Origin of the sequence: Nocardia rhizosphaerihabitans (genome assembly GCF_014646295.1) — a bacterium.
In the GTDB taxonomy this organism is placed as follows: Bacteria; Actinomycetota; Actinomycetes; order Mycobacteriales; family Mycobacteriaceae; genus Nocardia; species Nocardia rhizosphaerihabitans.
In genome coordinates this window covers 1,236,785-1,262,485 of sequence record NZ_BMNE01000001.1, presented here as the reverse complement: position 1 = coordinate 1,262,485, position 25,701 = coordinate 1,236,785, and the positions used below count along the sequence as shown (strand labels likewise).

23 protein-coding genes are annotated in these 25,701 nt (G+C 68.9%); 17 read left to right on the top strand and 6 right to left on the bottom strand.

From position 1 onward, the window contains the following. Positions 1 to 42: 42 nt before the first annotated feature. The 5 genes from IEY60_RS05675 to IEY60_RS05655 all read left to right on the top strand — a co-directional run bounded on the left by IEY60_RS05675 (position 43) and on the right by IEY60_RS05655 (position 6,918). Positions 43 to 624 (top strand): dihydrofolate reductase family protein, encoded by a 582-nt coding sequence (locus IEY60_RS05675; RefSeq protein WP_189024448.1) that lies wholly within the window; start codon positions 43 to 45, stop codon positions 622 to 624. Positions 625 to 629: 5 nt separating this feature from the next. Further along, positions 630 to 1,667, top strand: a complete 1,038-nt coding sequence (locus tag IEY60_RS05670) for a PHP domain-containing protein (RefSeq protein ID WP_189024447.1) — start codon at positions 630 to 632, stop codon at positions 1,665 to 1,667. A gap of 95 nt (positions 1,668 to 1,762) precedes the next feature. Continuing rightward, complete coding sequence (locus IEY60_RS05665; RefSeq protein WP_189024446.1) at positions 1,763 to 3,325, top strand: PstS family phosphate ABC transporter substrate-binding protein; 1,563 nt, start codon at positions 1,763 to 1,765, stop codon at positions 3,323 to 3,325. A 282-nt stretch (positions 3,326 to 3,607) separates the two neighbouring features. Next, a complete protein-coding gene (locus IEY60_RS05660) occupies positions 3,608 to 4,777 on the top strand; it encodes a glycosyltransferase family 4 protein (RefSeq protein ID WP_189025000.1) in 1,170 nt (389 codons plus the stop codon). Then, the gene (locus tag IEY60_RS05655) at positions 4,774 to 6,918 is read left to right on the top strand and encodes an amylo-alpha-1,6-glucosidase (protein WP_189024445.1); all 2,145 of its coding nucleotides are present in this window, start codon (positions 4,774 to 4,776) and stop codon (positions 6,916 to 6,918) included. Before IEY60_RS05660 ends, IEY60_RS05655 begins: the two co-directional genes overlap by 4 nt. A 47-nt stretch (positions 6,919 to 6,965) precedes the next feature. Here the strand turns inward: IEY60_RS05655 and IEY60_RS05650 are convergent, their stop codons facing one another. The 5 genes from IEY60_RS05650 to IEY60_RS35530 are packed head-to-tail and all read right to left on the bottom strand — an operon-like array spanning position 6,966 to position 11,823. Then, entirely contained in the window at positions 6,966 to 7,835 is an 870-nt protein-coding gene (locus IEY60_RS05650; RefSeq protein WP_189024443.1) for a potassium-transporting ATPase subunit C, read from the bottom strand. A 1-nt stretch (position 7,836) separates the two neighbouring features. Next, positions 7,837 to 9,984, bottom strand: coding sequence for a potassium-transporting ATPase subunit KdpB (gene kdpB / locus IEY60_RS05645; protein ID WP_189024440.1), 2,148 nt, complete (start codon positions 9,982 to 9,984; stop codon positions 7,837 to 7,839). 1 nt (position 9,985) lies between these two features. Further along, positions 9,986 to 11,656 carry a potassium-transporting ATPase subunit KdpA gene (gene kdpA / locus IEY60_RS05640; RefSeq protein WP_189024438.1) on the bottom strand — a complete coding sequence of 557 codons (1,671 nt, stop codon included), beginning with the start codon at positions 11,654 to 11,656 and terminating at the stop codon, positions 9,986 to 9,988. Further along, positions 11,657 to 11,743 (bottom strand): potassium-transporting ATPase subunit F, encoded by an 87-nt coding sequence (locus IEY60_RS36175; RefSeq protein ID WP_268241456.1) that lies wholly within the window; start codon positions 11,741 to 11,743, stop codon positions 11,657 to 11,659. Next, positions 11,740 to 11,823: a potassium-transporting ATPase gene (locus IEY60_RS35530; protein WP_110035904.1), complete on the bottom strand. Its 84-nt coding sequence runs from the start codon at positions 11,821 to 11,823 to the stop codon at positions 11,740 to 11,742. Before IEY60_RS35530 ends, IEY60_RS36175 begins: the two co-directional genes overlap by 4 nt. Before the next feature lie 273 nt (positions 11,824 to 12,096). On the opposite strand from IEY60_RS35530, the gene IEY60_RS05630 reads away from it, so the two are divergent. The 12 genes from IEY60_RS05630 to IEY60_RS05575 all read left to right on the top strand — a co-directional run bounded on the left by IEY60_RS05630 (position 12,097) and on the right by IEY60_RS05575 (position 24,240). Further along, the gene (locus IEY60_RS05630; protein WP_189024436.1) at positions 12,097 to 12,261 is read left to right on the top strand and encodes a hypothetical protein; all 165 of its coding nucleotides are present in this window, start codon (positions 12,097 to 12,099) and stop codon (positions 12,259 to 12,261) included. Next, entirely contained in the window at positions 12,258 to 14,759 is a 2,502-nt protein-coding gene (locus tag IEY60_RS05625) for a sensor histidine kinase (RefSeq protein ID WP_189024434.1), read from the top strand. The genes IEY60_RS05630 and IEY60_RS05625 overlap by 4 nt, the downstream gene beginning before the upstream one ends. Beyond that, positions 14,756 to 15,457 carry a response regulator gene (locus tag IEY60_RS05620; protein ID WP_229739558.1) on the top strand — a complete coding sequence of 234 codons (702 nt, stop codon included), beginning with the start codon at positions 14,756 to 14,758 and terminating at the stop codon, positions 15,455 to 15,457. Before IEY60_RS05625 ends, IEY60_RS05620 begins: the two co-directional genes overlap by 4 nt. A 92-nt stretch (positions 15,458 to 15,549) precedes the next feature. Then, positions 15,550 to 15,993, top strand: a complete 444-nt coding sequence (locus IEY60_RS05615) for an OsmC family protein (protein WP_189024432.1) — start codon at positions 15,550 to 15,552, stop codon at positions 15,991 to 15,993. Further along, entirely contained in the window at positions 15,990 to 16,271 is a 282-nt protein-coding gene (locus tag IEY60_RS05610; RefSeq protein ID WP_189024430.1) for an acylphosphatase, read from the top strand. Before IEY60_RS05615 ends, IEY60_RS05610 begins: the two co-directional genes overlap by 4 nt. 31 nt (positions 16,272 to 16,302) lie before the next feature. Then, entirely contained in the window at positions 16,303 to 17,001 is a 699-nt protein-coding gene (locus tag IEY60_RS05605; protein ID WP_229739557.1) for a hypothetical protein, read from the top strand. Further along, entirely contained in the window at positions 17,001 to 18,164 is a 1,164-nt protein-coding gene (locus IEY60_RS05600; RefSeq protein WP_189024428.1) for a glutathionylspermidine synthase family protein, read from the top strand. Before IEY60_RS05605 ends, IEY60_RS05600 begins: the two co-directional genes overlap by 1 nt. 35 nt (positions 18,165 to 18,199) lie before the next feature. After that, on the top strand, positions 18,200 to 18,655 hold the full coding sequence (locus tag IEY60_RS05595) for a DUF350 domain-containing protein (RefSeq protein ID WP_189024426.1): 456 nt from the start codon (positions 18,200 to 18,202) through the stop codon (positions 18,653 to 18,655). A gap of 89 nt (positions 18,656 to 18,744) precedes the next feature. Further along, entirely contained in the window at positions 18,745 to 19,242 is a 498-nt protein-coding gene (locus IEY60_RS05590) for a DUF1707 SHOCT-like domain-containing protein (protein WP_189024424.1), read from the top strand. Positions 19,243 to 19,380: 138 nt separating this feature from the next. Next, on the top strand, positions 19,381 to 19,788 hold the full coding sequence (locus IEY60_RS05585) for a hypothetical protein (RefSeq protein WP_189024422.1): 408 nt from the start codon (positions 19,381 to 19,383) through the stop codon (positions 19,786 to 19,788). 121 nt (positions 19,789 to 19,909) lie between these two features. After that, entirely contained in the window at positions 19,910 to 23,536 is a 3,627-nt protein-coding gene (smc, locus tag IEY60_RS05580; protein WP_189024420.1) for a chromosome segregation protein SMC, read from the top strand. Positions 23,537 to 23,607: 71 nt separating this feature from the next. Then, on the top strand, positions 23,608 to 24,240 hold the full coding sequence (locus tag IEY60_RS05575; protein ID WP_189024418.1) for an HAD family acid phosphatase: 633 nt from the start codon (positions 23,608 to 23,610) through the stop codon (positions 24,238 to 24,240). A gap of 83 nt (positions 24,241 to 24,323) precedes the next feature. Here IEY60_RS05575 and IEY60_RS05570 read toward each other — a convergent pair whose 3' ends face one another. Further along, on the bottom strand, positions 24,324 to 25,544 hold the full coding sequence (locus tag IEY60_RS05570; RefSeq protein WP_229739556.1) for an MFS transporter: 1,221 nt from the start codon (positions 25,542 to 25,544) through the stop codon (positions 24,324 to 24,326). Positions 25,545 to 25,701 lie beyond the last annotated feature (157 nt).

Below are 25,701 nucleotides of genomic sequence, written 5' to 3'. Positions count from 1 at the left end.
CCTGACAGGTCGTTTCGGACCGGGTCCGTGCAGGAGGACGTTATGCGCAAGCTGACCTATTTCGTGGCATCGACGATCGACGGGTTCATCGCCGCCGAGGACGGCTCGGTGGACTTCTTCCCGGTGGGCGGTGACCACGTCCCTTCCATCACCCAGCAGTACCCGGAGACGCTGCCGACCAAGGTACGCGAGGCGCGCGGCATCTCGGCGGGCAACCTCTACTTCGACACCGTGATCATGGGCCGCAAGACCCACGACTTCGGCGTGCGCACCGGCACGGCCAGCCCGTACGAGCATCTGCGCCAATACGTGGTGTCGACGACGCTGCCCGAATCGCCTGCGCCCGGCGTCGAGGTGATCGCGCACGACCCGGTCGAGGCCGTCCGCGAGCTGAAACGCGAAGCCGGTCTCGGCATCTGGCTGTGCGGCGGCGGTGAACTGGCGCAGACCTTGCTCCCCGAGATCGATCAGGTGTTCCTGAAGCTGTACCCGGTCGTCCTCGGCACGGGCCGCCCGCTGTTCGGCGGTGGCACGAAACTACCTGCGCCGGAACGGTTCCGGGTGATTACCAGCCGCGTGTACGCCGACGGCGTCGCCTTCCTCAAGTACGGCCGGATCAGGTAGCGCCCATGACGTCGGCGGACAGTCCCGGCCCGGTGGCGGCTCTGCGCGAGATCGGGTTCTGGCTCGAACGCTCTCGCGCGCAGACCCACCGGGTGAAGGCTTACCGCCGCGCCGCCGACGTCGTCGCCGCCCTGTCCGACGCCGAGCGGGCGACCCGGGCGCGCGAGCACAGCTGGCGTGAGCTGTCCGGCATCGGACCCAAGACCGCCGCCGTGATCGAACAGGCCTACGCCGGTGAGGTACCCGGCTATCTGGCCGAATTGCGCGGCGACGCACAACCTATCGGGCCCGCCGGCGACCCGCTGCGAACCCTGCTGCGCGGTGATCTGCACACGCACTCGGACTGGTCCGACGGCGGCAGCCCGATCGCCGAGATGATGGGCGTCGCCGCCGCGCTCGGCCACGAATACTGTGCGCTGACCGATCATTCGCCCCGGCTCAAGATCGCCAACGGCCTGTCCGCCGAACGCCTGCTGCGCCAGCTCGACGTGATCGCCGAGCTCAACGACCAGCTGGCGCCCTTCCGCATCCTCACAGGCATCGAGGTCGACATCCTCGACGACGGCACCCTCGACCAGCGCGCCGATCTGCTCGAACGCCTGGATGTCGTTGTCGCCAGCGTGCATTCGCACCTGCGCGACGACAGCGCCACCATGACCAAACGCATGGTCTACGCCGTCGCGAACCCGAATGTCGACGTCCTCGGCCACTGCACCGGCCGCCTTGTCACGGGTGGGCGCGGCACCCGCCCCGAATCCAGTTTCGACGCCGAACTCGTCTTCGAAGCCTGCCGCAAGTACAGCACCGCCGTGGAGATCAACAGCCGCCCCGAACGCCGCGACCCACCCGGTCGCCTCATCGAGCTGGCCGTCGACATGGGCTGCCACTTCAGCATCGACACCGACGCCCACGCGCCCGGCCAATTGGCTTGGCAGGGTTACGGTTGCGAGCGGGCGCTGGCCCACGGCGTCCAGGCCGAGACCGTGATCAACACCTGGCCGCTCGCGCGGCTGCTGGCGTGGACACGGGAATCCGGTGAGTGAAGTGTTGCCCAACAGCTGATGTCGTTCGGCGGGTCGGATCCTTCGCCTGGTAGACATACGAGAACGTAGCGCCGGGGTGGATGAGTGGGGACGCGGTGGGCGAGTTTCCGATCGAGATAGTGCTCTCGGTCATCGGTATCGTGGTGGCCCTCGCGGCGTTCCTGCGGGAGTTCGTCCTCGTCGGGCGCAGGCGGCTCGGGTACCGGGTGCAGATGGATACGCCGGTCACCGGTGAGATCGAGTTCCCCGTGCCGAACGGAACTGCCGATCCCGATGTCACCGGGGCCCTGCGTAATTTGCGGACGACCGTGGCAGGTAACCCGGAGTGGCAGCTCAAGAACCTGTCGCTCGTGCTGGTGCGGATCGAGAACAGTGGATCACTGCGCATCGATGCCGACGACTACACGATGGACAGCCACGCGGGGAACAGGGTTGGTCTCCACATGACCTTCCCCGGCCGCGAGGTGATCGGCTTGGCGGTCACCGAACTCCACGAGGTGCCACGGGACAATCTGGGGCGCGACTCGGGCATCGCGTGGCGCCAGGAGGGGACGGCGACGCCGCCGCCGAATCAGTCGCCCGACCTGGTCGGCGTCATCGATCTGCCGAAAGTGCCGTTGGAGCGGGGTCACCACTACAAGATCCTGGCGGTGTTGAACCGGCCGAACGACGGCGTCAAGACCCCGGAACCCACGATCTCCGGCGGTATCAAGGGCGGCCGGGTGGACCGGACGAAGAGCAACGCGCGTCCACCCTGGATCCTGGTGGCGCTGAGTCTGTTCCTGCTCGCCCTGGTCGTGATCCAGCTGGTGGTGGCTGTGGTGCAACCGGATCCGCCGCCGCGTGACTGCGCCGCGGGCGAGCTCACCGTCGTCGGGTCGACCGCGATGGCGCCGATGATCCGCAAGGCCGCAGACAGCTACGAGAAGACCTGCACCGGAGCGCGATTCACCTTCGACTTCGCCGGAACCGAACCAGGACTGCGCGCCCTGACCAAGGCCGGTCCGACACCGGGGATGCTGGCCATCGGCGACGGCACCAAAGGCACCTCGTTCGCCGCGCTCACCGAACTGCCCCTGGCGCGGGCCTCGTTCTCGATGGTGCTGCATTCCGGCGTCGGGCTGAAGGACCTGTCCACCCAGCAGATCCGGGACCTGTATCGGGGGAACATCAGGAACTGGAACCAGATCGGCGGACCCGATCTCCCGGTGGTCCTGATCGATCGGACCGCGGGTTCGGGCACGCGCCGCGCCCTGGAATCGCGACTGCTCGAGGACAACCGCAAGGTGTTCCGCTACACCAGCTGCATCGGGATGGCCGCCGGTGGCGAGCAGTGCGAGGTCGACGTCACCGAGGAAGTGGCTACGTTCGTTGCCAAAATCCCTGGTGCGGTGGGTTATCTGGAAACCTCGGCGGTCGGTGACGAGGTCGGGGCCGTCACGATCGACGGGGTCGGTCCCACGCCCGACACGATCCGATCCGGGGCCTACCGGTTCACCGGGGTCGAGTACGCCTACACTCACGGATCGGTCGCCGGCGATTCGCTGGTGGCCCAGTTCCTGGACTATCTGACGCGGGGTAAGGCCAGGCTTACCATGACCGAGTTCGGCAACATCCCCTGCGTCGATCCGGTCGAACCGAAATTCTGTACGCCGTAGACCGCCTCTGACGGCGTAATCTCCTGTCGCGGCACGGAATCGCCGAAGCGAAAACCCAGCAACCCACTGGTTTACTCGCCGGTAGCGGGGTACGTTCCTCTACGGCCCCTCTGTTCAGGCGGCACCACGTGGTGCGCTCCACGTCTGACCAGGCCAACCATGCCCCATGGACGGCGGTGAAGCTTTCGTCTCCACCCCCGCCGAGGCGGCCATCTCTTGTTCGCGCAAGTGTTGCGAGGTTGTGTCCCTGGAAGGAAGGTCATGAGTGCAGATACGTCGGCAATGTCGCCGACCGGGTTCTCCACGTCCGATCTCTACTCGATCGAGCACAACGGCGGCCCACTGCGGATCGCGATGGTGGTTCCACCGTATTTCGATGTCCCCCCCAAGGCGTACGGCGGCGTCGAGGCCGTCGTAGCCGATCTGGTCGATTCGCTCTGCGAGCGCGGCCATCACGTCACCCTGTTCGGTGCGGGCGAACCGGGTACCAAGGCGAATTTCGTCCCGCTGTGGGACCGGATCGTCCCGGAACGACTCGGTGATCCGTTCCCCGAGGTGGTGCACGCCCTGCGGGTGCGCCGCGCGATCGAGCGCCTGGCCGAGACCGAAGGTATCGACCTGGTCCACGATCACACCTTCGCGGGCCCGCTGAACGCGCCCGCCTACGCCAATCTCGGCCTGCCGACCGTGGTCACCGTGCACGGTCCCGTGCAGGACGACTGCTACCGCTATTACCGCGAACTGGGCGAGGAATGCTCGCTCGTCTCGATCAGCGACCGGCAGCGCGAACTCGCGCCCGACCTGCCGTGGGCAGGACGCGTGCACAACGCGCTGCGGCCGGATCTGTGGCCGTTCCAGACCGAGAAGCAGGACTACGCGCTGTTCCTCGGCCGCTTCACGATGGACAAGGGCCCGCATCTGGCGCTCGACGCCGCTCACGCGGCCGGAATCCCGCTCATCCTGGCGGGCAAGTGTTCCGAGCCGCTGGAGAAGGCCTACTTCGAGGAGTACGTGCGCCCACGGCTGACCGACGACGATCATGTATTCGGTCTCGCCGACGCGGCGGCCAAGCGTAAACTCTTGGCTGGAGCGCGGTGTCTGCTGTTCCCCATTCGCTGGGAGGAGCCGTTCGGCATGGTGATGATCGAGGCAATGGTCTGCGGAACGCCGGTGGTCGCGTTGCGCGGCGGCGCGGTGGCCGAGGTGCTGGTCGACGGCGTCACCGGGCGCATCTGTGAGCACCCGGACGAGCTGCCCGGCGCCATCGCGGAAGTCGCGACGTTCGATCCGGCGGATTGCCGGGCGCACGTCGAAGCGAATTTCGGCGCCGACACTCTCGGCGGTGGCTACGAGCAGGTGTACCGGCAATTGTTGGCCCGCACCACGATCGGTTACGGCAACGCGTTCGCGATGCCGATGCCGTTCGGGGCGGCGGTCAGCGGGCGCGTATGAGCCTGAACAGCACGTCGTCGCCGAGCCCGTTCAACGCGGGGGAACCCGCGGGGCTCGGCGGCAACGGCGGCAACGTCACCCTCGTCGAAGGCGGCACCTTCTGCCTGTCCGACCGGCTCGGCGATATCGAGCCGGGCAAGCCGCAGGGCCTGTTCTTCCGTGACGCCAGGGTGATTTCGCGCTGGGAGCTGATGATCGACGGCAAACGGCCCGAACCGCTGTCGGTGCTGAGCCCGGAGGCCTTCGCAGCACGCTTCGTGCAGCGAAGGCCCCCGCAGCAGGGCAGGGCCGACAGCACTCTGCTCGTCGTGCGCGACCGGCTCGTCGCCGAGGGCATGCACGAGCTCGTCACGCTGGAGAACATGAGCCGCGAGGCCACCGCGGTGGTGATCGAGCTGCACGTCGACGCCGACTTCGTCGACCTGTTCTCGGTGAAGGAAGGCCGGATGGGCGGCCACCGGGCGGAGATGACGACCGCCGACGGCGAACTGCTGCTGCACGACCGGGCCGACCTCTCGCGCGGGCTCGCGCTCACCTCGACCGTCGAGCCGATGGTGCTGAACGGCACCATGATCTGGCGCGTCGTCGTCCCGGCGGGCGGACGCTGGCAGACCGAGATCACCGCCCAGCCCGCGGGCGCCGCGCAGCGCCCGCAAACCCAGGGCACCCCGGGCGAGCGGTACCGGGCCAGTGAGCCGGTGCGCAAGATCCAGGCGTGGCGGGCCACCGCCACCGACATCTCCGCCGATTCGGGCCTGCTCAATCAGATACTGCGCCGCAGCGAAAGTGACCTCGGCGCCTTGCAGATCCAGCCCGATTCGGGCACCGGCAGGCCGTTCGTCGCGGCGGGCGCGCCCTGGTTCATGACACTGTTCGGCCGAGACTCCCTGCTCACGGCATGGATGTCGCTGCCGCTGGAGACCGATCTCGCGCTCGGCACGCTGCAGCAGCTGGCCGAATTGCAGGGCCAGACGGTCGATCCGCTGGTGGAAGAGGAGCCGGGCCGGATCATGCACGAAATGCGGCGCGGTCCCGCGGTCGGGCAGGTACTGGGCGGCCAGATCTACTACGGAACCGTCGACGCCACACCGCTGTTCGTGATGCTGCTCGCCGAATGTCTGCGCTGGGGCGCTGATCCGGCCTCCATCGCGACCTTGCTGCCCGCGGCGGACGCGGCGATCGGCTGGATCACCGACTTCGGCGACCGCGACGACGACGGCTTCGTCGAGTACGTGCGCGCCACCGATCGCGGTCTGATCAACCAGGGCTGGAAGGACAGCTTCGACGGGATCAACGACGCCGCAGGACATATCGCGCAGGCACCGATCGCGCTGTGCGAGGTGCAGGGGTATGTGTACGCGGCCTACCTGGCCAGGGCCGAGCTGGCCGACGCGTTCGACGATCCCGCCCTGGCCGCCCGGATGCGCGAGCGCGCAGCCGATTTGCGGACCAAGTTCGCCGAGCAGTTCTGGCTACCCCAGTGCGGCTGGTACGCCGTGGCTTTGGACGGCAGCAAGCGGCAGGTCGACGCGTTGACCAGCAATGCCGCGCACTGTCTCTGGTCGGGCATCGCCACCGACGAGCATGCCGAGCTCCTGATCGAGAACCTGGCCAAGGCGGAGATGGATTCCGGCTTCGGCCTGCGCACGCTGTCGTCGAGCATGGGCGCCTACAACCCGATGAGCTATCACAGCGGGTCGGTGTGGCCGCACGACACGGCGATCGCGGTCGCCGGGCTCATGCGCTACCAGCACGTCCCTGGCGCGGTGGAACTGGCGACCAAGCTGTCGGCCGGACTGCTCGACGCCGCGGCCGCGTTCGACGGCAGGCTGCCCGAGTTGTTCTGCGGTTTCCCGCGTAGCCGTTTCGCGTCGCCGGTGCCCTATCCCACCTCGTGCTCGCCGCAGGCGTGGGCGAGCGCGGCGCCGCTGCTGCTGGTGCGCTCGTTCCTCGGGCTCGACCCCGACGTGCCCGCCAAGACCCTGACCCTGCGGCCGCAGGTGCCGCCGACCTGGGGGTGCGTGCGGATGTCGGAGTTCCGGCTCGGCGAGGTCACCGTCGATATCGAGGTCTGCGGGTCCGCGGTCACCGTGCGGGGTCTGCCCGACGGCTGGGCGCTGATCACCGACGAGGAGGAGTAGCGCGTCGGGGCCGGATCCGTGCTGGATCCGGCCCCGACCCGCTGTGCTCAGCCCTGGAACGGGAAGCGTTCGTCCAGTGCGAGATTGAGCTCGACGACGTTGACCCGCGGCTCACCGAGGAAACCGAGCGTGCGCCCGTCGGTGTGCGCGTCCAGCACCTCGCGAACCTGGTCGGCGGTGATGCCGCGCGCCTTCGCCACCCGCTCGACCTGGATGGCCGCGTACTCGGGGGAGATGTGCGGGTCCAGGCCGCTGCCGCTGGCCGTGACCGCGTCGGCGGGCACCGCGGCATCGGCCGGGGCGTCACCGAGGATCGGGATGATCCGGCCGACCGAGTAGTCCTGGCCCTCCTGCGCGCACTCCACGGCGACACCGCGGAACGTGGCGAGGAACGGCTGCGCCGGGCAGAGCTCGTTGACGCTGACCACCTGCACCGGCCGGGACACGTCGCCGTCGGCGTCGCGTGGCCCGATCACCGAGAGGACCGCCCCCACACCGTCTTTCGTGCAGAACTGGCGCGCGCCGTCGACCCCCTCACGGTCGCCGACCTCCTTCGAGCGGGTGCACACGGTGGTGAGCAGGCTGGTGCGGGCGGCCGTATCGACGATGTCCTCCGGGCCCAGGTTGCTCGCCGCGGTGGACAGCGGGTCGTAGCCGTCGCCCGCGGCCGACGGGCGGCTCTGGAAGTACTGCACCATGGCCTTGCCGTCGGCGTCGGTGAACGACTGCCCGATCAGGCTGGAGCCCACCAGCTTTCCGTCTCGCTCGAGGAGCGAGCCGTCGGCCTTGTCGTTCAGTCCGGGCAGTTGCGCGACCACGAAAACCGCGACGGGGTACATGATTCCGGTGATCACGGTCAGCACGAGCAGGGCGCGCAGGGCGGCCAGGTGCTGGCGGATCCAGGTTGACATACGCATTTCAGGACATCCCGGGGAGGAGTTGGACGAGCAGGTCGATGATCTTGATGCCGAGGAACGGCGCGATGATGCCGCCGAGGCCGTAGATCGTCAGGTTGCGGCTCAACAACTTCGAGGCATTGCTCGGCCGGTAGTCGACACCGCGCAGCGCCAGCGGGATGAGCGCCACTATGATGATCGCGTTGAAGATGACCGCGGACAGGATCGCCGACTGCGGGCTGGCCAGGCGCATGATGTTGAGCGCGTCCAGGCCGGGGAACAGCGCCACGAACAACGCCGGAATGATGGCGAAGTACTTGGCGATGTCGTTGGCGATGGAGAACGTGGTGAGCGCGCCGCGGGTGATCAGCAACTGCTTGCCGATCTCGACGATCTCGATCAGCTTGGTCGGGTCCGAGTCCAGGTCGACCATGTTGCCCGCCTCTTTGGCGGCCGAGGTGCCGGTGTTCATCGCCACGCCCACGTCGGCCTGGGCCAGTGCGGGGGCGTCGTTGGTGCCGTCGCCGGTCATGGCGACCAGGCGGCCGCCGTCCTGTTCGGACTTGATCAGGGCGAGTTTGTCCTCCGGCGTCGCCTCGGCGAGGAAGTCGTCCACGCCGGCTTCGTCGGCGATCGCCTTGGCGGTCAGCGGGTTGTCGCCGGTGATCATGACCGTGCGGATGCCCATGCGGCGCATCTCGTCGAAGCGTTCTCGCATGCCCTGCTTGACGACGTCCTTGAGATGGATGACGCCGAGCAGCCGCGGGGTGCCGTCCTTGAGCTCACCGACCACCAGCGGCGTGCCGCCCGAGGCGGAGATGCCGTCGACGATCACCGCCGCCTGCTCCGGCACCAAGCCTCCTCGGGCGCGAACCCATTCGGTGACCGCACCGGCTGCCCCCTTGCGCAGCTGGTGCCCGTCGGCCAGGTTCACACCCGACATGCGGGTCTGCGCGGTGAACTCCACCCACGTCGCACCGGGCAGTTCGCCCGCGCTGCGTTCGCGCTTGTCGAACGTCTGCTTGGCGAACACGACGATCGAGCGCCCCTCCGGCGTCTCGTCGGCCAGGCTCGACAGCTGGGCGGCGTCGGCGAGTTCGTCGTCGAGAATGCCCGGCATCGGGACGAATTCGGCCGCCTGGCGGTTGCCGAGGGTGATGGTGCCGGTCTTGTCGAGCAGCAGCGTGTTCACATCTCCGGCGGCTTCCACCGCGCGGCCCGACATGGCCAGCACGTTGCGCTGGACGAGGCGGTCCATGCCCGCGATGCCGATGGCCGAGAGCAGCGCGCCGATGGTGGTCGGGATGAGGCAGACCAGCAGGGAGACCAGCACGATGCCGGTGATGCCGTGCGCGTCCAGCGCCGAAGTGTCCGGCACACCGGGGTTGTTCGACTTGGCGAAGATCGCGAGGGGCTGCAACGTGGTGACCGCGAAGACGAAGATGATCGTGAGCGCGGCCAGCAGGATATTGAGCGCGATCTCGTTCGGTGTCTTCTGGCGGCTGGCGCCTTCGACGAGCGCGATCATCTTGTCGATGAAGCTGGCGCCGGGTTCCTGGGTGATCTTGACGACGATCCGGTCCGAGAGCACCGTGGTGCCGCCGGTGACGGCCGAACGGTCGCCGCCGGATTCGCGGATGACCGGGGCGGACTCACCGGTGATGGCCGATTCGTCCACCGAGGCAATGCCTTCGACGACATCGCCGTCACCCGGGATGACCTGGCCTGCCTCGACGACGACATGGTCACCGCGGCGCAGTTCGGTCGCGGCGACCCTTTCCTCGATGATGCGGCCACCGGGACTCCAGTCGGCCAGACGGCGAGCGACGGTGTCGGTCTTGGCCTTTCGCAGGGTGTCGGCCTGCGCTTTGCCACGCCCCTCCGCGACGGCCTCGGCCAGGTTGGCGAAGACGACGGTGAGCCACAGCCAGACCACGATCGCCCAGGCGAAGAAGCTCGGATCGGCGATGGCGAGGATGGTCGACCACACCGCGCCGATCTCGACGATCAGCATGACGGGGTTCTTCCACAGCGTGCGCGGGTCCAGCTTGCGCAGCGCGTCGGGCAGGGAGGTGAGCAGCAGCTTCGGATCCAGGACGCCCTTCTGGACACCCTTGGTGCGGTGCTCGGGCCGCGGCGCGGCCGGTGTTTCGAGGGTGGGACTTGTCATCTCAGTGGATTCCTTCGGCGAGCGGCCCGAGCGCGAGGGCGGGCAGGAAGGTGAGCGCGACCAGGATCACCGTCACGCCGACGACCATGCCGACGAACTGCGGCCGGTGCGTCGGCAGCGTGCCGATCGACGCGGGAGTGGTGCCCTGCTGGGCTAGTGAACCGGCCAGCGCCAGCACGAAGATGATCGGCAGGAACCGCCCGAACACCATCGCCAGGCCGAGCGCGGTGTTGAACCACTCGGTGTTGCCGGTGAGTCCGGCGAAGGCGGAACCGTTGTTGTTGGCCGCGGAGGTGAAGGCGTACAGCACTTCCGAGAGACCGTGCGGGCCGCTGTTGAGCATGCCCGCGCGCTGGCCGGGCATGGCCATCGCGATGGACGTGCCGATCAGCACGATCAGCGGGCTCACCAGGAAGTACGACGCCGCGAGCTTGATCTCGCGCGGCGTGATCTTCTTGCCCAGGTACTCGGGCGTGCGGCCGACCATCAGGCCTGCCACGAACACCGTGATCACAGCCAGAATCAGCATGCCGTAGAGACCGGAGCCGACGCCGCCGGGGGCAACCTCGCCCAGCTGCATGTTGAACAGCAGCATCATGCCGCCCAGGCTGGTGTAGGAATCGTGGAACGAATCGACGGCACCGGTGGAGGTGAGCGTCGTCGCCGCGCCGAACGTGGCCGAATTCGCGACGCCGAAGCGAGTTTCCACGCCCTCCATGGACGCGCCGATCGCGGTCGGCACCGTGCCGTGGTGCTGGAGCTGGAACAGGTTGGTCAGCGCGATGCTGGTGAGCGCGATGGTGCCCATCACCGCCACGATCGCGTAGCCCTGCTTGGTGCTGCCGACCATCCGGCCGAACGTGCGCGGCAGCGAGAAGGCGATCACCAGCAACAGGAAGATCTCCAGGAGGTTCGTCCAGGTGCTCGCGTTCTCGAAGGGGTGCGCGGAGTTGACGTTGTAGAAGCCGCCACCGTTGGTGCCGAGCTCCTTGATGACTTCCTGGCTCGCGACCGGGCCGCCGGTCAGCGTCTGCTCTGCGCCGCCGAGGGTCTGGGCGACCTGATCGTGCAGGTGGAAGTTCTGGATGACACCGCCGGCGATCAGCACGATCGCGAAGAGGAACGCGATCGGCAGCAGGATTCGCAGGCTGCCGCGCACCAGGTCCACCCAGAAGTTGCCGAGCTCCCCGGTGTGGCGGCGGGCGAAGCCGCGCACCAGCGCCACCGCCACCGCCATGCCGACGGCCGCGGAGACGAAGTTCTGCACCGCCAGGCCGGCCATCTGCACCAGGTGACCCTGGGTGGACTCGCCGGAATAGTTCTGCCAGTTCGTATTGGTGACGAAGCTGACGGCGGTGTTCCAGGCCAGCGCCGGGGTCATCTCGGTGCCGGGGTCGTTCAGGTGCAGTGGCAGCGCGCCCTGCGCCAGCTGGAAGAAGAACAGGAACAAGATGCCCACCGCCGAGAACGCCAGCACGCTGCGGGCGTAGACCGGCCAGGTCTGCTCGACTTCGGGTTTCGCGCCGATGGCGCGATAGATCAGTCGCTCGGCGCGGGAGTGCTTGTCGCTGCTGTAGACCCGGTACATGTAGTCGCCGAGCGGCACGTGTACCAGGGCCAGCGTAATGACCAGGGCCGCGACGAACGCGATCCCCGCTGTTGTCGTGTTCACCTAGAACCTCTCGGGGAAGAGCAGCGCCGCGACCATGTACACGGCGACGAGGATGGCCAGAGCCAGACCGACAAGGTTCGCGATCACAGCTTCTCCACCCCTCGCTGGATCACGCCCAGCAGCGCGAAGATCGCCACGGTGAGCACCGTGAACACCACGACAGACATTTCCAACCTCCTTGCGCTCCGAGGTGGAGCGCCTAGGTGAGTGAAACGCCGGATCAGGCCTCGGCGTGGATTCCTTACGACTTCTTGGCGCCGGGCGGCACGGCCTTTGCGGAATGTTGACGCGATGCCCGGTGGCGGGTGTGAGGATGCCGTCAAGGCAGGCCGGATAGCCGTCAACACTCCGTAAAGATCGAGATCAGGCGGCATTCGCGCGGATACAAAGGTGCACCGGCGGTCGCCGCCGGTCCCTTGTCCATGGAAAGTGAGATCGCGGTGTCTGTGGTGACCCTCGCGGTGATTTTCGGTTTCGTCGCATCGCTGCTGCTGATCCGGGTGCTCGGCAGGCTGAACACCTCGCACGCGCCGATGGTGACAGTCGGTGTGTTGCCGGTGCGCCCGCAGGCTCCGGAGCGTCGACACGCGATGATGGACAGGTGAAACGCGGACAGCTGCGCATCTACCTCGGTGCGGCGCCGGGCGTGGGCAAGACCTACGCCATGCTCGGCGAAGCGCATCGGCGGCTGGAACGCGGCCGCGATGTGGTCGCTGCCGTCGTGGAGACGCACGGCCGGAAGAAGACCGCCGAACTGCTCGAAGGCATCGAGCGGATTCCGCCGAAGCTGATCACGTACCGGGGGACCGAGCTGCCCGAGCTCGACGTCGATGCTGTGCTGGCCCGTAAGCCCGCGGTGGTGCTCGTCGACGAGCTGGCGCACACGAACGCGCCGGGCAGCGTGCACGAGAAGCGCTGGCAGGACGTGGAGCAGGTGCTCGACGCGGGCATCGACGTCATCTCGACGGTCAATGTGCAGCACCTCGAGAGCCTCAACGACGTGGTCCAGCAGATCACCGGGATCGAGCAGCGCGAGACGGTGCCCGATGCGGTCGTCCGTGCCGCCGATCAGGTGGAGCTCGTCGACCTCACGCCGGAAGCGTTGCGGCGCAGGCTCTCGCACGGCAATGTCTACGCGGCCGACAAGGTCGACGCGGCGCTGCGCAACTACTTCCGCCCCGGCAATCTGACCGCATTGCGGGAACTCGCGCTGCTGTGGCTGGCCGATCAGGTCGACGCCGCGCTCGCCAGATACCGCGCCGACCACAAGATCACCGAGCTGTGGGAGGCCCGCGAGCGGGTGGTCGTCGCGGTGACCGGCGGGCCGGAATCGGAGACGGTCGTGCGCCGGGCCGGACGGATCGCGTCGAAGTCCAGCGCCGATCTGGTCGTGGTGCACGTGGTGCGCGGCGACGGGCTGGCCGGGGTGTCGGCCGAGCGGATGGCCAAGCTGCGCGAACTCGCCGCCGGTCTCGACGCGTCGCTGCACACCGTCACCGGTGACGACGTGCCCACCGCGCTGCTCGAATTCGCACGGGAAGTCAACGCGACCCAGCTGGTGCTCGGCACGTCGCGGCGGTCGCGGTGGGCGAGGATGCTCGACGAGGGCATCGGCTCCACCGTGGTGCAACGGTCCGGGAAGATCGACGTGCACATGGTGACCCACGAGGAAGCCAACCGGGGGGTGCGCAGGCATTGGCTGCGTCCGCGCCGCCCGGTCACCGCGTGGCTGGCCGCGATCGTCGTGCCGGTGCTGGTGAGCGTGATCTGCGGTGTCCTCCTCGACGGCTGGCTGAAACTGGGCGGACTCAGCGCCATGTTCTTCGTCGGGGTCGTCGCGGTGGCGCTGTTCGGTGGCGTGGTGCCGGCCGGGCTGTCGGCGCTGCTGTCGGGGCTGCTGCTGAACTGGTACTACACCGAACCGCGCTACAGCTTCACCATCGCCGAGCCGGACAATTTCGTCACCGTGGTCGTGCTGCTCATCGTCGCCGTCGCCGTCGCCGCGCTGGTCGACGTGGCGGCCAAGCGGACAGTGCAGGCGCGCAAGGCTTCCCGCGAGGCGGAACTGCTGACCATGTTCGCCGGTTCGGTGCTGCAGGGCGCCGACCTGCCGAACCTGCTCGAGCAGGTCCGCGAGACCTACGGGCAGCGCGCGGTGAGCGTGCAGTGCGGCGATCAGATCGCGGCCGCGGTGGGGCCGGAGCCGCCGATGCGGCCGTCGGAGGCCGAGACGGTCATCGAGGCGGGGGACGCGCAGAGCCACCTGCTGCTGGCGGGCCGGTCGATCGACTCGACCGACCGGCCGGTGCTCAACGCGGTCGCCAATCAGGCGGTCGGGCTTGTCCGGCAGGCGAGGCTGGCCGAGGAGGCCAGTGCGGCGGCGGCGCTGCTGGAAGCGGATCGGTTACGCCGGGCCCTGCTGTCGGCGGTCAGCCACGATCTGCGCACCCCGCTGGCCGGGGCGAAAGCGGCCGTGTCCAGCTTGCGCAGCGACGACATCGAGTTCTCGCCGGAGGACACCGGTGAGCTGCTCGAGGCGATCGAGGAGTCGGTCGACCAGCTGACGGCGTTGGTGGGCAATCTGCTCGACTCGTCCCGGCTCGCCGTCGGCGTCGTCACCCCGCAGCTGCGCCAGGTGTACATGGACGAGGCCGTGCATCGCGCGCTGGTCAGCGTCGGCATGGGCACCCGTGGGCTGCGCCGGGCGGCGATGGACCGGGTGAAGGTCGAGGTCGGGGAGGTTTCCGTGCTCGCCGACAGCGGGCTGCTCGAGCGTGTGCTGGCCAATCTGATCGACAACGCGCTGCGCCATTCCGGCCGTGAGACACCGGTGCGGGTAACCGCCGAACACGACGGCGACCGGGTCTCGATCGCCGTCGTCGATGTCGGACCCGGCGTCCCGGCCGGCACCGAGGAGCAGCTGTTCGAACCGTTCCAGCGCCTCGGCGACCGCGACAACACCACCGGCGTCGGCCTGGGCCTGTCGGTCGTCCGCGGCTTCGTCGAAGCGATGGACGGCACCGTCCACGCCGAACCGACCCCCGGCGGCGGTCTGACGGTGCTCGTCGACCTGCCCGGATTTCGAGGAGAATCTGCCCAGTGAAGGATGATGCGCCCCCGGCCACCAAGGTGCTGGTAGTCGACGACGAGCCGCAGATCGTGCGCGCGCTGCGGATCAATCTGTCGGTGCGCGGGTATGAGGTCATCACCGCGGGCAACGGTGCCGCCGCGTTGCGTGCCGCCGCGGAGAAGCATCCCGATGTCGTGATCCTCGACCTCGGTCTGCCCGATATGGACGGCATCGAGGTGCTCGCCGGGTTGCGCGGCTGGACCTCGGCACCCGTGCTGGTGCTCTCGGCGCGCACCGATTCCGCCGACAAGGTCGAAGCGCTCGACGCGGGCGCCGACGACTACGTCACCAAGCCGTTCGGGATGGACGAGCTGCTGGCCCGGCTGCGGGCCGCGGTCCGGCGTGGCGCGACCGAGGTCGACAGTGTCGATCCGGTGGTGGTCACCGACTCGTTCACCGTCGACCTGGTCGCCAAGAAGGTCACCAAGCGGGGTGAGCCGGTGCATCTGACACCCACCGAGTGGGGGATGCTCGAGATGCTGGTGCGCCATCGTGGAAAGCTGGTTGGGCGCAAGGAACTCCTGCGCGAGGTGTGGGGTCCCGCCTATGCCACCGAGACCCACTACCTGCGGGTCTATCTCGCCCAGCTGCGCCGCAAACTCGAGGACGACCCCGCCAACCCGCGGCACCTGCTGACCGAGGCAGGCATGGGGTACCGCTTCCAGGAGTGAGCGTGCCCCGGGTCACTCCACCGGAATGCCATCCTGGGCGCAGGCGTTCCCAGGCGTGAATCGTCCTCGACGCGAATGGCAGGATCTACGGCATGGCTGAGCAGAACGCACCCGTGACCACCGCACCGACCGAACTGTGGGTCGAGCGCACCGGAACCAGGGCCTACACCGGGCGCAGCAATCGTGGCGCGGAGGTCCTGATCGCCTCGCAGGGCGTCGAAGGCGCGTTCACCCCCGGTGAGCTGCTCAAGATCGCCCTCGCCGCCTGCACCGGACTCAGCTCCGACCTGCCGCTCTCGCGCCGCCTCGGCGACGACTTCGACGCCACCATCCGCGTCTCCGGCGACGCCGACCGGGAGAACGAGCTGTACCCGCAGATCGACGAGGTCGTCGAACTGGATCTGTCCGAGCTGGACGAGGCCGCGCGTGAGCGACTACTGGTCACCGTGCAGCGCGCCGTCGACAAGGTGTGCACTGTGGGCCGCACCCTCAAGGCGGGCACCAAGGTGACCCTGAACTTCGACATCGACGCATGAGCGACGCGCCGGTTCGGCTGAGCGCCTGGGTGCACGGGATGGTGCAGGGGGTGGGTTTCCGCTGGTGGACCCGCTCGCGCGCACTGGAACTCGGGCTCACCGGCTTCGCCCGCAATCACAGTGACGGCCGGGTACACGTCGTCGCCGAAGGGCCGCGAACGGCGGGCGAGAAGCTGCTGGAACTGCTACGGTCCGGCAATGCACCCGGCCGGGTGGACCTGGTTGTGGAAAGCTGGGAGTTCGCGCGGGGCGACATGACGGGATTCGAGGAGCGCTAGTGGTGACTTCGGGGGCTAGGGGGCGGCAGCGGTGAGCACACAGAACCCTGGTCCGCCCGATCAACCTGGTGAGCCCCCGAACGGTGGCTCCGGGCAGTCGCCGTGGCAGCCACCGGATCCCGGTGCGGGCTGGCCGCCGATGCCGCAGCAGCCGCCCGCCGCGCCGGAACCCGGGCCCTCGCGGCCGGGGCGGATGGCCAGGCAGGAACCCGGCGTCACCCAGCCGCGCCCGCCCACGGTCGGCGAGGCACGGGCCCGCGACAAGGCGCGCAAGCAGGCCGAGCAGGCGCAGCGCGCGGCCGCCGAGGCAGCGGAAGCCAAGCGGCGCACCAGGAAACGCGTGATGATCGGCGGCGTCGCCATCGTCGGTGTCGCCGCGCTGGTCGGCGGTGGCTACCTGGCCTACCGGGCGATCACCGCACCGGACCAGGTGACCGCCTCGTGCGTGCAGATCGACCAGAACGGCAACGAAGTCGTCGTCCCGGACGACAACTGCGGCGAGGGCAAGTCCAACTTCCGCAGCGACAGCAGTCACGGCGGCGGTGGCAGCCTGATCCTGCTCGGCTGGCCGCAGTACCGGTACCACTACGGCGGCACCCCCACCATCGGCAAACCGCCGGTCGGCGGCAGCTCGGTGAAACCGCGCAACGCGACCATCACCACCAAGAGCGGCACCACGATCCAGCGCGGCGGGCTCGGCAGCAAGTCGACCGGCGGGAGCGGATCCTAGTGCGCCGAGTGGTGAGTACGCCGCGACCGGGCTGGCAGCAGATCATCGAGAGTCAGGGCCTCGTCTACGGCGCGCCCGGCCGCGATGCCAGCGGGCAGCCGCGACCGTACTGGGACGAATCGGTGCACTACGAGTTCTCGATGGACGAGATCCTCGCGCTGGAAGCCGATGTGGAACTGCTGCAGTCGATGTGCCTGCATGCGGCCGAGCATGTGGTGCTCACCGAGCGCTACGCCGATTTCGGTCTGCCGGAATGGAGCTGGGGGCCGATCGCCGAATCCTGGCGCCGCAGCGACCCGTACGTGTACGGGCGCTTCGATCTGCGCTACGACGCGCGCCGCCCGGCCAAGCTGCTCGAGTACAACGCCGACACCCCCACCTCGCTGCTCGAGGCCGCGATCATCCAGTGGCACTGGTTGCAGCAGGTGTATCCCGGTGGCGACCAATGGAATTCGCTGCACGAGAAGCTGGTGGAACGCTGGACCGAACTGCGTAGCGTGCTGCCCGGCACCGAGCTGCACTTCACCTGGTCGGGCGCGGACGCGACCGGCGAGGACAACGTGACCACCGCCTACATGCAGGAGACCGCGGCCGAGGCGGGCTTCGACACGGTCGCGCTGCCGATCGAGGAGGTCGGGTACGACACCGAGCTGCACCGGTTCGTCGATCTGGCCGAGGCGCCGATCGAATCGGTGTTCAAGCTGTACCCGTGGGAGTGGATCCTCGACGACGACTTCGGCAAGCGAGTGGTAGAGAGCCTGCCCGCCACGGCCTGGATCGAACCGCTGTGGACGACACTGCTCAGCAACAAAGCACTGCTGGCCGTGCTGTGGGAGATGTACCCCGGCCACCCGAACCTGTTGCCCGCCTATCTCGACAGCCCGCACGAGCTCACCGAATACATCCGCAAGCCCAAGCTCGGCCGCGAGGGCGCCAACATGACCATCGTCGGTCCCGGCATGGAGACCGCGACCGGCGGCGTCTACGGCGCCGAGGGCTTCGTCTACCAATTGCTCGACCCGCTCCCGGAATTCGACGGCATGCGTCCGGTGCTGGGCGCCTGGGTCGTCGGTGACACGGCGGCGGGCCTCGGTATCCGCGAGACTGCAGGCCTGATCACCGATGACGGCGCCGCGTTCGTCCCGCACCGCATCGTCGACTGACCCGTGACCACCCACCATTGTTCGAAAGGACCACGATGACCGCCCTCGCCCTGGAATCGGGTTATTGGAGTGCGCTCGGTGAAGGCGTCGGCGCCATCATCCTGTACTGCCTGATCGGCCTGGTATTGATGCTGATCGGCTTCTTCGCCATCGACCTGACCACGCCGGGCAAGCTGCGCGACCTGGTCGTCGCCGGCAAGCCCAACGCGCTGATCGTGTCCGCGGCGGGCATGGTGAGCATGGCGTTCATCGTCGTGTTCGCCGTGCTGGCCACCGGCGGCGTCAACAAGCTCTCGGAAGGGCTGATCGCCGCGGTCGTCTACGGCCTGGTCGGCATTGTCGCGCAGGTGATCTCGGTGCGGGTGATCGAGAAGGTCACCGGCATCGACATCGGCCGTACGCTGCACGCCGACACCTACACCCCAGAGGTGCTCGTGGTCGCCGCGGCGCACTTCGCGCTCGGTCTCGTGGTGGCCTTCGCCATCCTCTGACCCGCCGCGCGCGGGTTGACATTACACAGTGGAGGGTGGAGGCTGGAGTTCATTACTCCACTGTGGTTGGTGAACGAGAGGATGTCGGCATGGACATCACCCCCGGCACACGCGCGTCCGATGCCGAGCGCAACGCGATCGTCGCCCAGCTGGGTACCCACCTGGCCGACGGGCGCCTCGACCTGGCCGAATACGACCAGCGGGTCGCCAAGGTCTACGCGACGACCACGCGCGACGAACTCGCGGTCGTCCTGTCCGACCTGCCGCCGCTGACGAAGCAGGCCACCGCACCCGCCGAGCGCAAACCCGGCAAGCGCATCCCGGTCTGGCAGCGCATCGAGGCGGGCAGCTGGCTCGGCGTCAGCGTGATCGTGCTGGTCATCTGGGGTCTGATCTCGCTCACCGCGGGCGAGCTCACCTACTTCTGGCCCATGTGGGTCATCGGGCCGTGGGGTGCGGTCCTGGTGTTCCGCGTCATCACCGGCTGGGAAGCCACGCCGGGCACCCAGACCCACCTTCGTCAGCTCCAGAAGCAGATGAAGCACGTCCAGCACATGGACCCGCACAACCCAGATCGCCCGCACTGACGCTGTACGGCCGGTAGCGACGGGCGGCATCGGTGCCACACGAGCACAACTCCCGCCGGGTCGGCTCCACGGAGATGCCGGTATCAACTGTTCGACCGGTTCGGTGAACAACTCACTGCCGAGAACTTGGCCGAAGCGATGACTCGTGGATTCCTCCGCGCCGAGAGCGACCGCCTCTTCTTCACCAGCGAACGGCTGCTCGACTCGGTCACCCTGGTAGCGGCGGGGATCCCGCTGAACTCGCTGCTGACCTTGTCCTACGAATGGGAGGCCGCCTTCGACCGCATCGCCTTCGCGTTCGTCCAGCAGTTCCGCACGCATCTGCTCGGACCAGTCCTCGATCAGCCCTCACCGCAGCAAGTGCACCACCTCAGCCACACCCTCGACGATCTGCGCCCAGTCGTTCGTCAGGTCGCCGACGAGTTGCTGGCCAGTGCGATGGACCGCCGCATTCGCATCGATCTACCCGAGGTTTCCCAGCTACTCGGCAACGCTGCCGACGCTCCCGCCGTAGCTCCCGAACCCCCGCCCACCGCACAAGCCTAGGGTGTGGGTGTTCACGGCCGTATGCGCCGCCGCCCTTTCGCGTTCCGCGCCCGGCTCCGGCCGGAATCGGCGGGGGTCGCGGGTTAGCATGGTTGCTCGCGCGCGCAGAAGGGGCTGGGATTTGCATCTCAAGAGCTTGACGTTGAAAGGGTTCAAGTCCTTCGCGTCCGCGACCACGCTGCGCTTCGAACCCGGCATCACCTGCGTCGTCGGGCCGAACGGGTCCGGGAAATCCAATGTCGTGGACGCCCTCACCTGGGTGATGGGTGAGCAGGGTGCCAAGGCGTTGCGGGGCGGCAAGATGCAGGACGTCATCTTCGCCGGCACCACCGGGCGCGCGGCGCTCGGGCGCGCCGAGGTGACCCTGACGATCGACAATTCCGACGGCGCGCTGCCGATCGACTATGCCGAGGTCTCGATCACCCGGCGGATGTTCCGCGACGGCGCGGGCGAGTACGAGATCAACGGCAGCAGTTGCCGGCTGATGGACGTGCAGGAACTGCTGTCGGACTCCGGTATCGGCCGCGAGATGCACGTCATCGTCGGCCAGGGCCAGCTCTCGGCGATCCTGGAATCCCGGCCGGAGGATCGGCGCGCGTTCGTCGAAGAGGCCGCGGGCGTGCTCAAGCACCGGCGCCGCAAGGAGAAAGCGGTCCGCAAGCTCGACGCGATGCAGGCCAACCTCGCCCGGCTCACCGACCTCACCACCGAGCTGCGGCGCCAGCTCAAGCCGCTGGGCAGGCAGGCCGAGGTGGCGCGGCGCGCGCAGACCGTGCAGGCCGATCTGCGCGACGCGCGGCTGCGGCTGGCCGCCGACGATCTGGTCACGCGCCGCCATGAGCTGGAGTCCCAGCTCAGCAAGGAGGCCTACGCCCGCGAGCAGCAGATCACCGTGCAGTCCGAGCTCGACGCCGCCAACGCCGCACTCGCCCAGCAGGAGTTCCAGCTGTCGCGGCTCAGTCCCAGTGCCGAGGCGGCCGCGCAGACCTGGTTCCAGCTCTCGGCGCTGGCCGAGCGAGTCAACGCCACCATCCGTATCGCCGGTGACCGGGCCAGGCACCTGCACACCGAGGCCCCCGTCGGCACGGGCCGTGATCCCGACCAGCTCGAGGCCGAGGCCGACCGGATCGAGGCCGAGGAAGCCGAACTGCGCTACGCGGTGGAGATGGCCACCGAAACTCTCGAAGCCGCCCGCGAGGCACTCGCCGATCGCGAGTACGCCGCCAAGGCCGCCGAGCAGGCGCACCTGGCCGCCGTGCGTGCCATCGCCGACCGCCGCGAAGGCCTGGCCCGGCTCTCCGGCCAGGTCGAGAACCTGCGCACCAGGGCGCAATCGGTCGACGCCGAGATCGCCCGCCTGTCGGTCGCGATCGCCGATGCCCGCCATCGCGGGGAGGCCGCCCAGGTCGAATACGACTCGGTGCAGGACGAACTCGGTGAACTCGACGCGGGGGAGAAGGGGCTCGACGCCCAGCACGAACACGCCGTCGCCGCCCTGGAACTGGCCGACGAGCGCGTGCGCGAACTGCGTGAACAGGACCGCGAGGCGAGCAAGCTGGTCGCCCGGCTCGGCGCTCGCATCGAAGCGCTCGGGATGAACCTGGCCCGCAAGGACGGCGCGGCCTGGCTGCTCGAACACGGCGTGAGTGGTCTCGGTGACCGGCTGTCGGCGCAGTTGCGCGTCGAGGGTGGCTTCGAGGCCGCGGTCGCCGCGCTGCTCGGCCCGCTGGCCGACGCGATCACCGCCGATACCTCCACCGCCGCCGACGCCGCCGTGCGCGAACTGCGTTCCGGCGACGGCGGCCGGGTCGCCTTCGTCTTCGCCACCGCCGGACTGGTCCCCGCCGAGCGCGGCACTCTGCCCGCGGGTGCCCGCTGGCTCGCCGAGGTCATCGACGGCACCGAGCCGGTGCGTCCCGCCCTCGCCGCGCTCACCGCGGGCGTCGTGGTGGTCGACGATCTGGCCACCGCCACCGAGCTCGTCGCACTGCGTCCCGAACTGCGCGTGGTCACCCGCGACGGTGACCTGGCCGGTTCGGGCTGGATCGTCGGCGGCTCGGAGCGGATGCCCAGCCAGCTCGAGGTGCAGGCCGAGATCGACTCCGCCACCGCCGAATTGGCGGCCGCGCAGCGCAGGGCAGAGGAACTGGAAGCGGCGCTGGCAGGCGCGCTGGCCGAGCAGACCGACCGCAAGGACGCCGCCGATCACGCGCTGATGGCGCTGCACGAATCCGATCAGGCGCTGCTGGCGATCTACGACCGGCTGGCCCGCGTCGGCCAGACCGCTCGCGCGGCGCAGACCGAGGGCGAGCGCCACGCCGCCCAGCGCGCCGAGGCCGAATCCGCGCGGGAGATGTCCCTGGCCACCCTGGCCGAGCTCGAGGACCGGCTGCGGCACGCCGAGATGGAACACGACGGCGACGACGACAGCTACGGCGCGGCGGGCACCGAGACGGCGGGCCGGGAACGTGAGGAGGCCGCCGCCGCGCTGGCCGAGGCCCGCACCATGGAGGTCGAGGCCCGCCTGGCCGTGCGCACCGCCGAGGAACGCGCGGAATCGGTACGCGGCAAAGCGGATTCGCTGCGCCGGGCCGCCCGCGCCGAACGCGAGGCCAGGGCCCGCGCCGAACGCGCGCAGGCCGCGCGCCGTCAGGCCGCCGCCGTCGCCGCCGCTGTCGCGGAGTCGGGCGCCAAGATCGCGCACGAGCTCGAGCAGGTCGTAGCCGCCGCCGCGGCGCGCCGGGACGAGCTGGTCCGGCGGCGCGGGGAATGCGCCGCCGCGTTGGAACAGGTGAAGGAACGGGCGCGGGCGCTGACCACCCAGCTGGCCCAGCTCACCGACGCCGTGCACCGCGACGAGGTCGCCAAAGCCCAAGCGGCCCTGCGCATCGAGCAGCTCGAGACCACCATCTCCGAACAGTTCGGCATCGCCCTTGCCGATCTCGTCGCCGAGTACGGCCCCGATGTTCCGCTGCCGCCCTCGGCGCTGGAGCTGCAGGAGTACGAGGACGCCAAGGAACGCGGCGAGCAGGTCAGCGCACCGCAGCCGATGCCCTACGACCGGGCATCCCAGGAGCGCCGCGCCAAACGCGCCGAAAAGGACCTCACCACCCTCGGCAAGGTGAATCCGCTTGCGCTGGAAGAGTTCGCGGCGCTCGAGGAACGCTACAACTTCCTCGCCACCCAGCTCGAGGACGTCAAGAACGCGCGCAAGGACCTCCTCGACGTGGTCGCCGAGGTCGACGCCCGCATCCTGCAGGTGTTCACCGAGGCCTACGCCGATGTGGAGCGCGAATTCGTCGGTGTCTTCGCCAAGCTGTTCCCCGGCGGCGAGGGCAGGCTGGTGCTCACCGACCCCTCCGACATGCTCACCACCGGCATCGAGGTGGAGGCCAGGCCGCCGGGCAAGAAGGTCAAGCGGCTGTCCTTGCTTTCCGGTGGCGAGAAGTCGCTGACCGCGGTCGCGTTGCTGGTCAGCATCTTCCGGGCCAGGCCGTCGCCGTTCTATGTGATGGACGAGGTCGAGGCGGCGCTGGACGACACCAATCTGCGCAGGCTCATCGGGCTGTTCGAGCAGCTGCGGGAGAAGAGCCAGCTGATCGTGATCACCCACCAGAAGCCGACCATGGAGATCGCCGACGCGCTCTACGGTGTGAGCATGCGCGGTGACGGCATCACCCAGGTGATCTCGCAGCGGTTGAACCGGGCCGAGGTGGCCGATACCGATCCGGTGGGCGCGCCCGCATAGCAGTCCCACTGTGCGGGATTGTGAAACTGCGACGCGTTTCATTGGCTCGGTCCGCTGTTAGCGTGCGATAGATGAAACGTCTTACCGCATCGCTCGTCGCCGGTGTCGCGGCCGCGCTCCTCGCTCCACTGCCCGCCGCGGGCGCCGACACCGGGTCGTCGTCGCTGTCCGGCGGCGGCTCGTCCTCGTTGTCGGGCAACAAGTCCGAGCTGCCGCCGTACGCGCAGTGGATAGGCGAGATCACCCCCGTCGTGGCCGAGGCGAAGACCTATCTCGCCGGTCGGCTGCCCGGCGCGACCCGGCCCGCGATCGTCTTCGACATCGACAACACCACGCTGGAGACCTCCTACAACACCGGCCTGATCATCCCGGCGATCCAGCCGGTGCTCGGCCTGGCGACCTGGGCGAAGCAGAACGGCGCCGCGATCATCTTCGTCACCGGCAGGCCCGCCCTGGTCAACGCCTACTCGCAGGCGAATCTGACCTCGGTCGGCTATCCGGTCGACGCGCTGTACGGCAGCGCGCCGACCACTTTGTCGGCGGGCAATGCCGGCCTGGCCGAGTACAAGACCGCGAGCCGGGTCGATATCGAGAGCAAGGGCTACACGATCGTCGCCAATATCGGCAACAGCCCGTCGGACCTGTCGGGCGGGCATGCCGAGCGCACCTTCAAGTTCCCGGACTACAACGGCGCATTGAACTGAGCCGGGGGTGGCCCACCGGCGCCGGGCAGATCAGGATCCGCGCGGCGCCGGGGAGCACCGAAACCGGCGCACGAGATCGTCACTCAGGGTTCCTGATGGCGCCCGGCTGGAGCTGAGCCACTGGATGTGGCTGCCACGAAGATCGCCGCGACTCCGATCGCCAGGGCCGCGATGGTGGCGGTCGCGGTCCAGCCGAACCACGCGACCGCCGCTGCCCCGAAGGCGGTGCCGAGGCTGCCGCCCACGAAGTACACCAGCATGTAGACGCTGTTGAAGCGAGCGGGCGACGCCGCGTCGATGGCGAGCACGGTGCTTTGATTCGCGACCTGGGCGGCGAAGAGACCGGCGTCGAACAGCACAAGGCAGATCAGCGTCCCCGCGGTGCTGGTGAGCGTGCCGCCGACGACGAGCGCGGCGGACCCGGCCAGGGCGAGGCCGATCAGGATGACGCGTCGCGGGCCGACCCGGTCGGTCCACACGCCCGCGATCCGCGTCGCCGCGATGCCCGACAGTCCGGCCAGGGCATACAGGCCGATCCGTTCCGCCGAGTACGAGAACGGTGGCTCGGCGAGCGCGACCGCGAGTCCGCTCCACACCGCGCAGAACGCGAAGAACCACAGCGCGCCGCGGATCGCCGCGATCCGCAGCGTGGCATCGCGGGCCAGCAGGCCGGGGAGGGAGCGCAGCGTCGCGAGGTAGCCGCGGTCGGTCGTGCCCCGCGTGGTCGGCAGCGCCGCCAGGCAGCCGAGCGCGACGCACGCGCAGGCACCGGCGAACGCCAACTGCATTCCGCGCCAGCCGATCTCGTCGGTGAGCCACCCACCGACGATGCGCCCGGCCAGGATCCCGGCGGAGATCCCCGCGGTGACGATGCCGAGGATCGTCGCGCGACGCCGCGGTGGCGCGAGCCTGCCCGCCACCGAACTGAGTCCGGCGCCCACCGCCGAACACGCGCCGACGACCCCGATCACCAGCCCCAGCTGCCACGCGCTGTCGACCGTCGCGCACGCCGCCGACGCCACCGCCAGCACCCCGAATTGGATCGCGAACAGCCGCGCGGGCGAGTAGCGGTCGGCCAGCGGAACGAGGAGACCGAGCCCGACCAGATACCCGACCGGCCCGCAAGCCAACGCGAAACCGACGGCGGCGATCGACGTGCCGATGGAGTCCGCGACCGCCCCGATCGCCGGTTGCAGCGGATAGAGGGCCGCGGTCCCCAGGGCCGCGGCCAGCGACATGAACAGCACGACGGAGCCACGTAGCGCCGTTCCGGTGGGCATCGTGGCGACAGATTCAGTTTTCACAACGACCGACGGTAGGAAGCGGGCGCACCGGTCGCTGGCGGGATATCGCCACCACCGTCACTGCCCGCCGACCGGGTCGTGTGGTGTGGGGTGAGGCCGCCGGATCGCCCGGCGGCGCGCCCGGTACAGCGGGATCGCCCAGCGGTGCCGCCTGGCA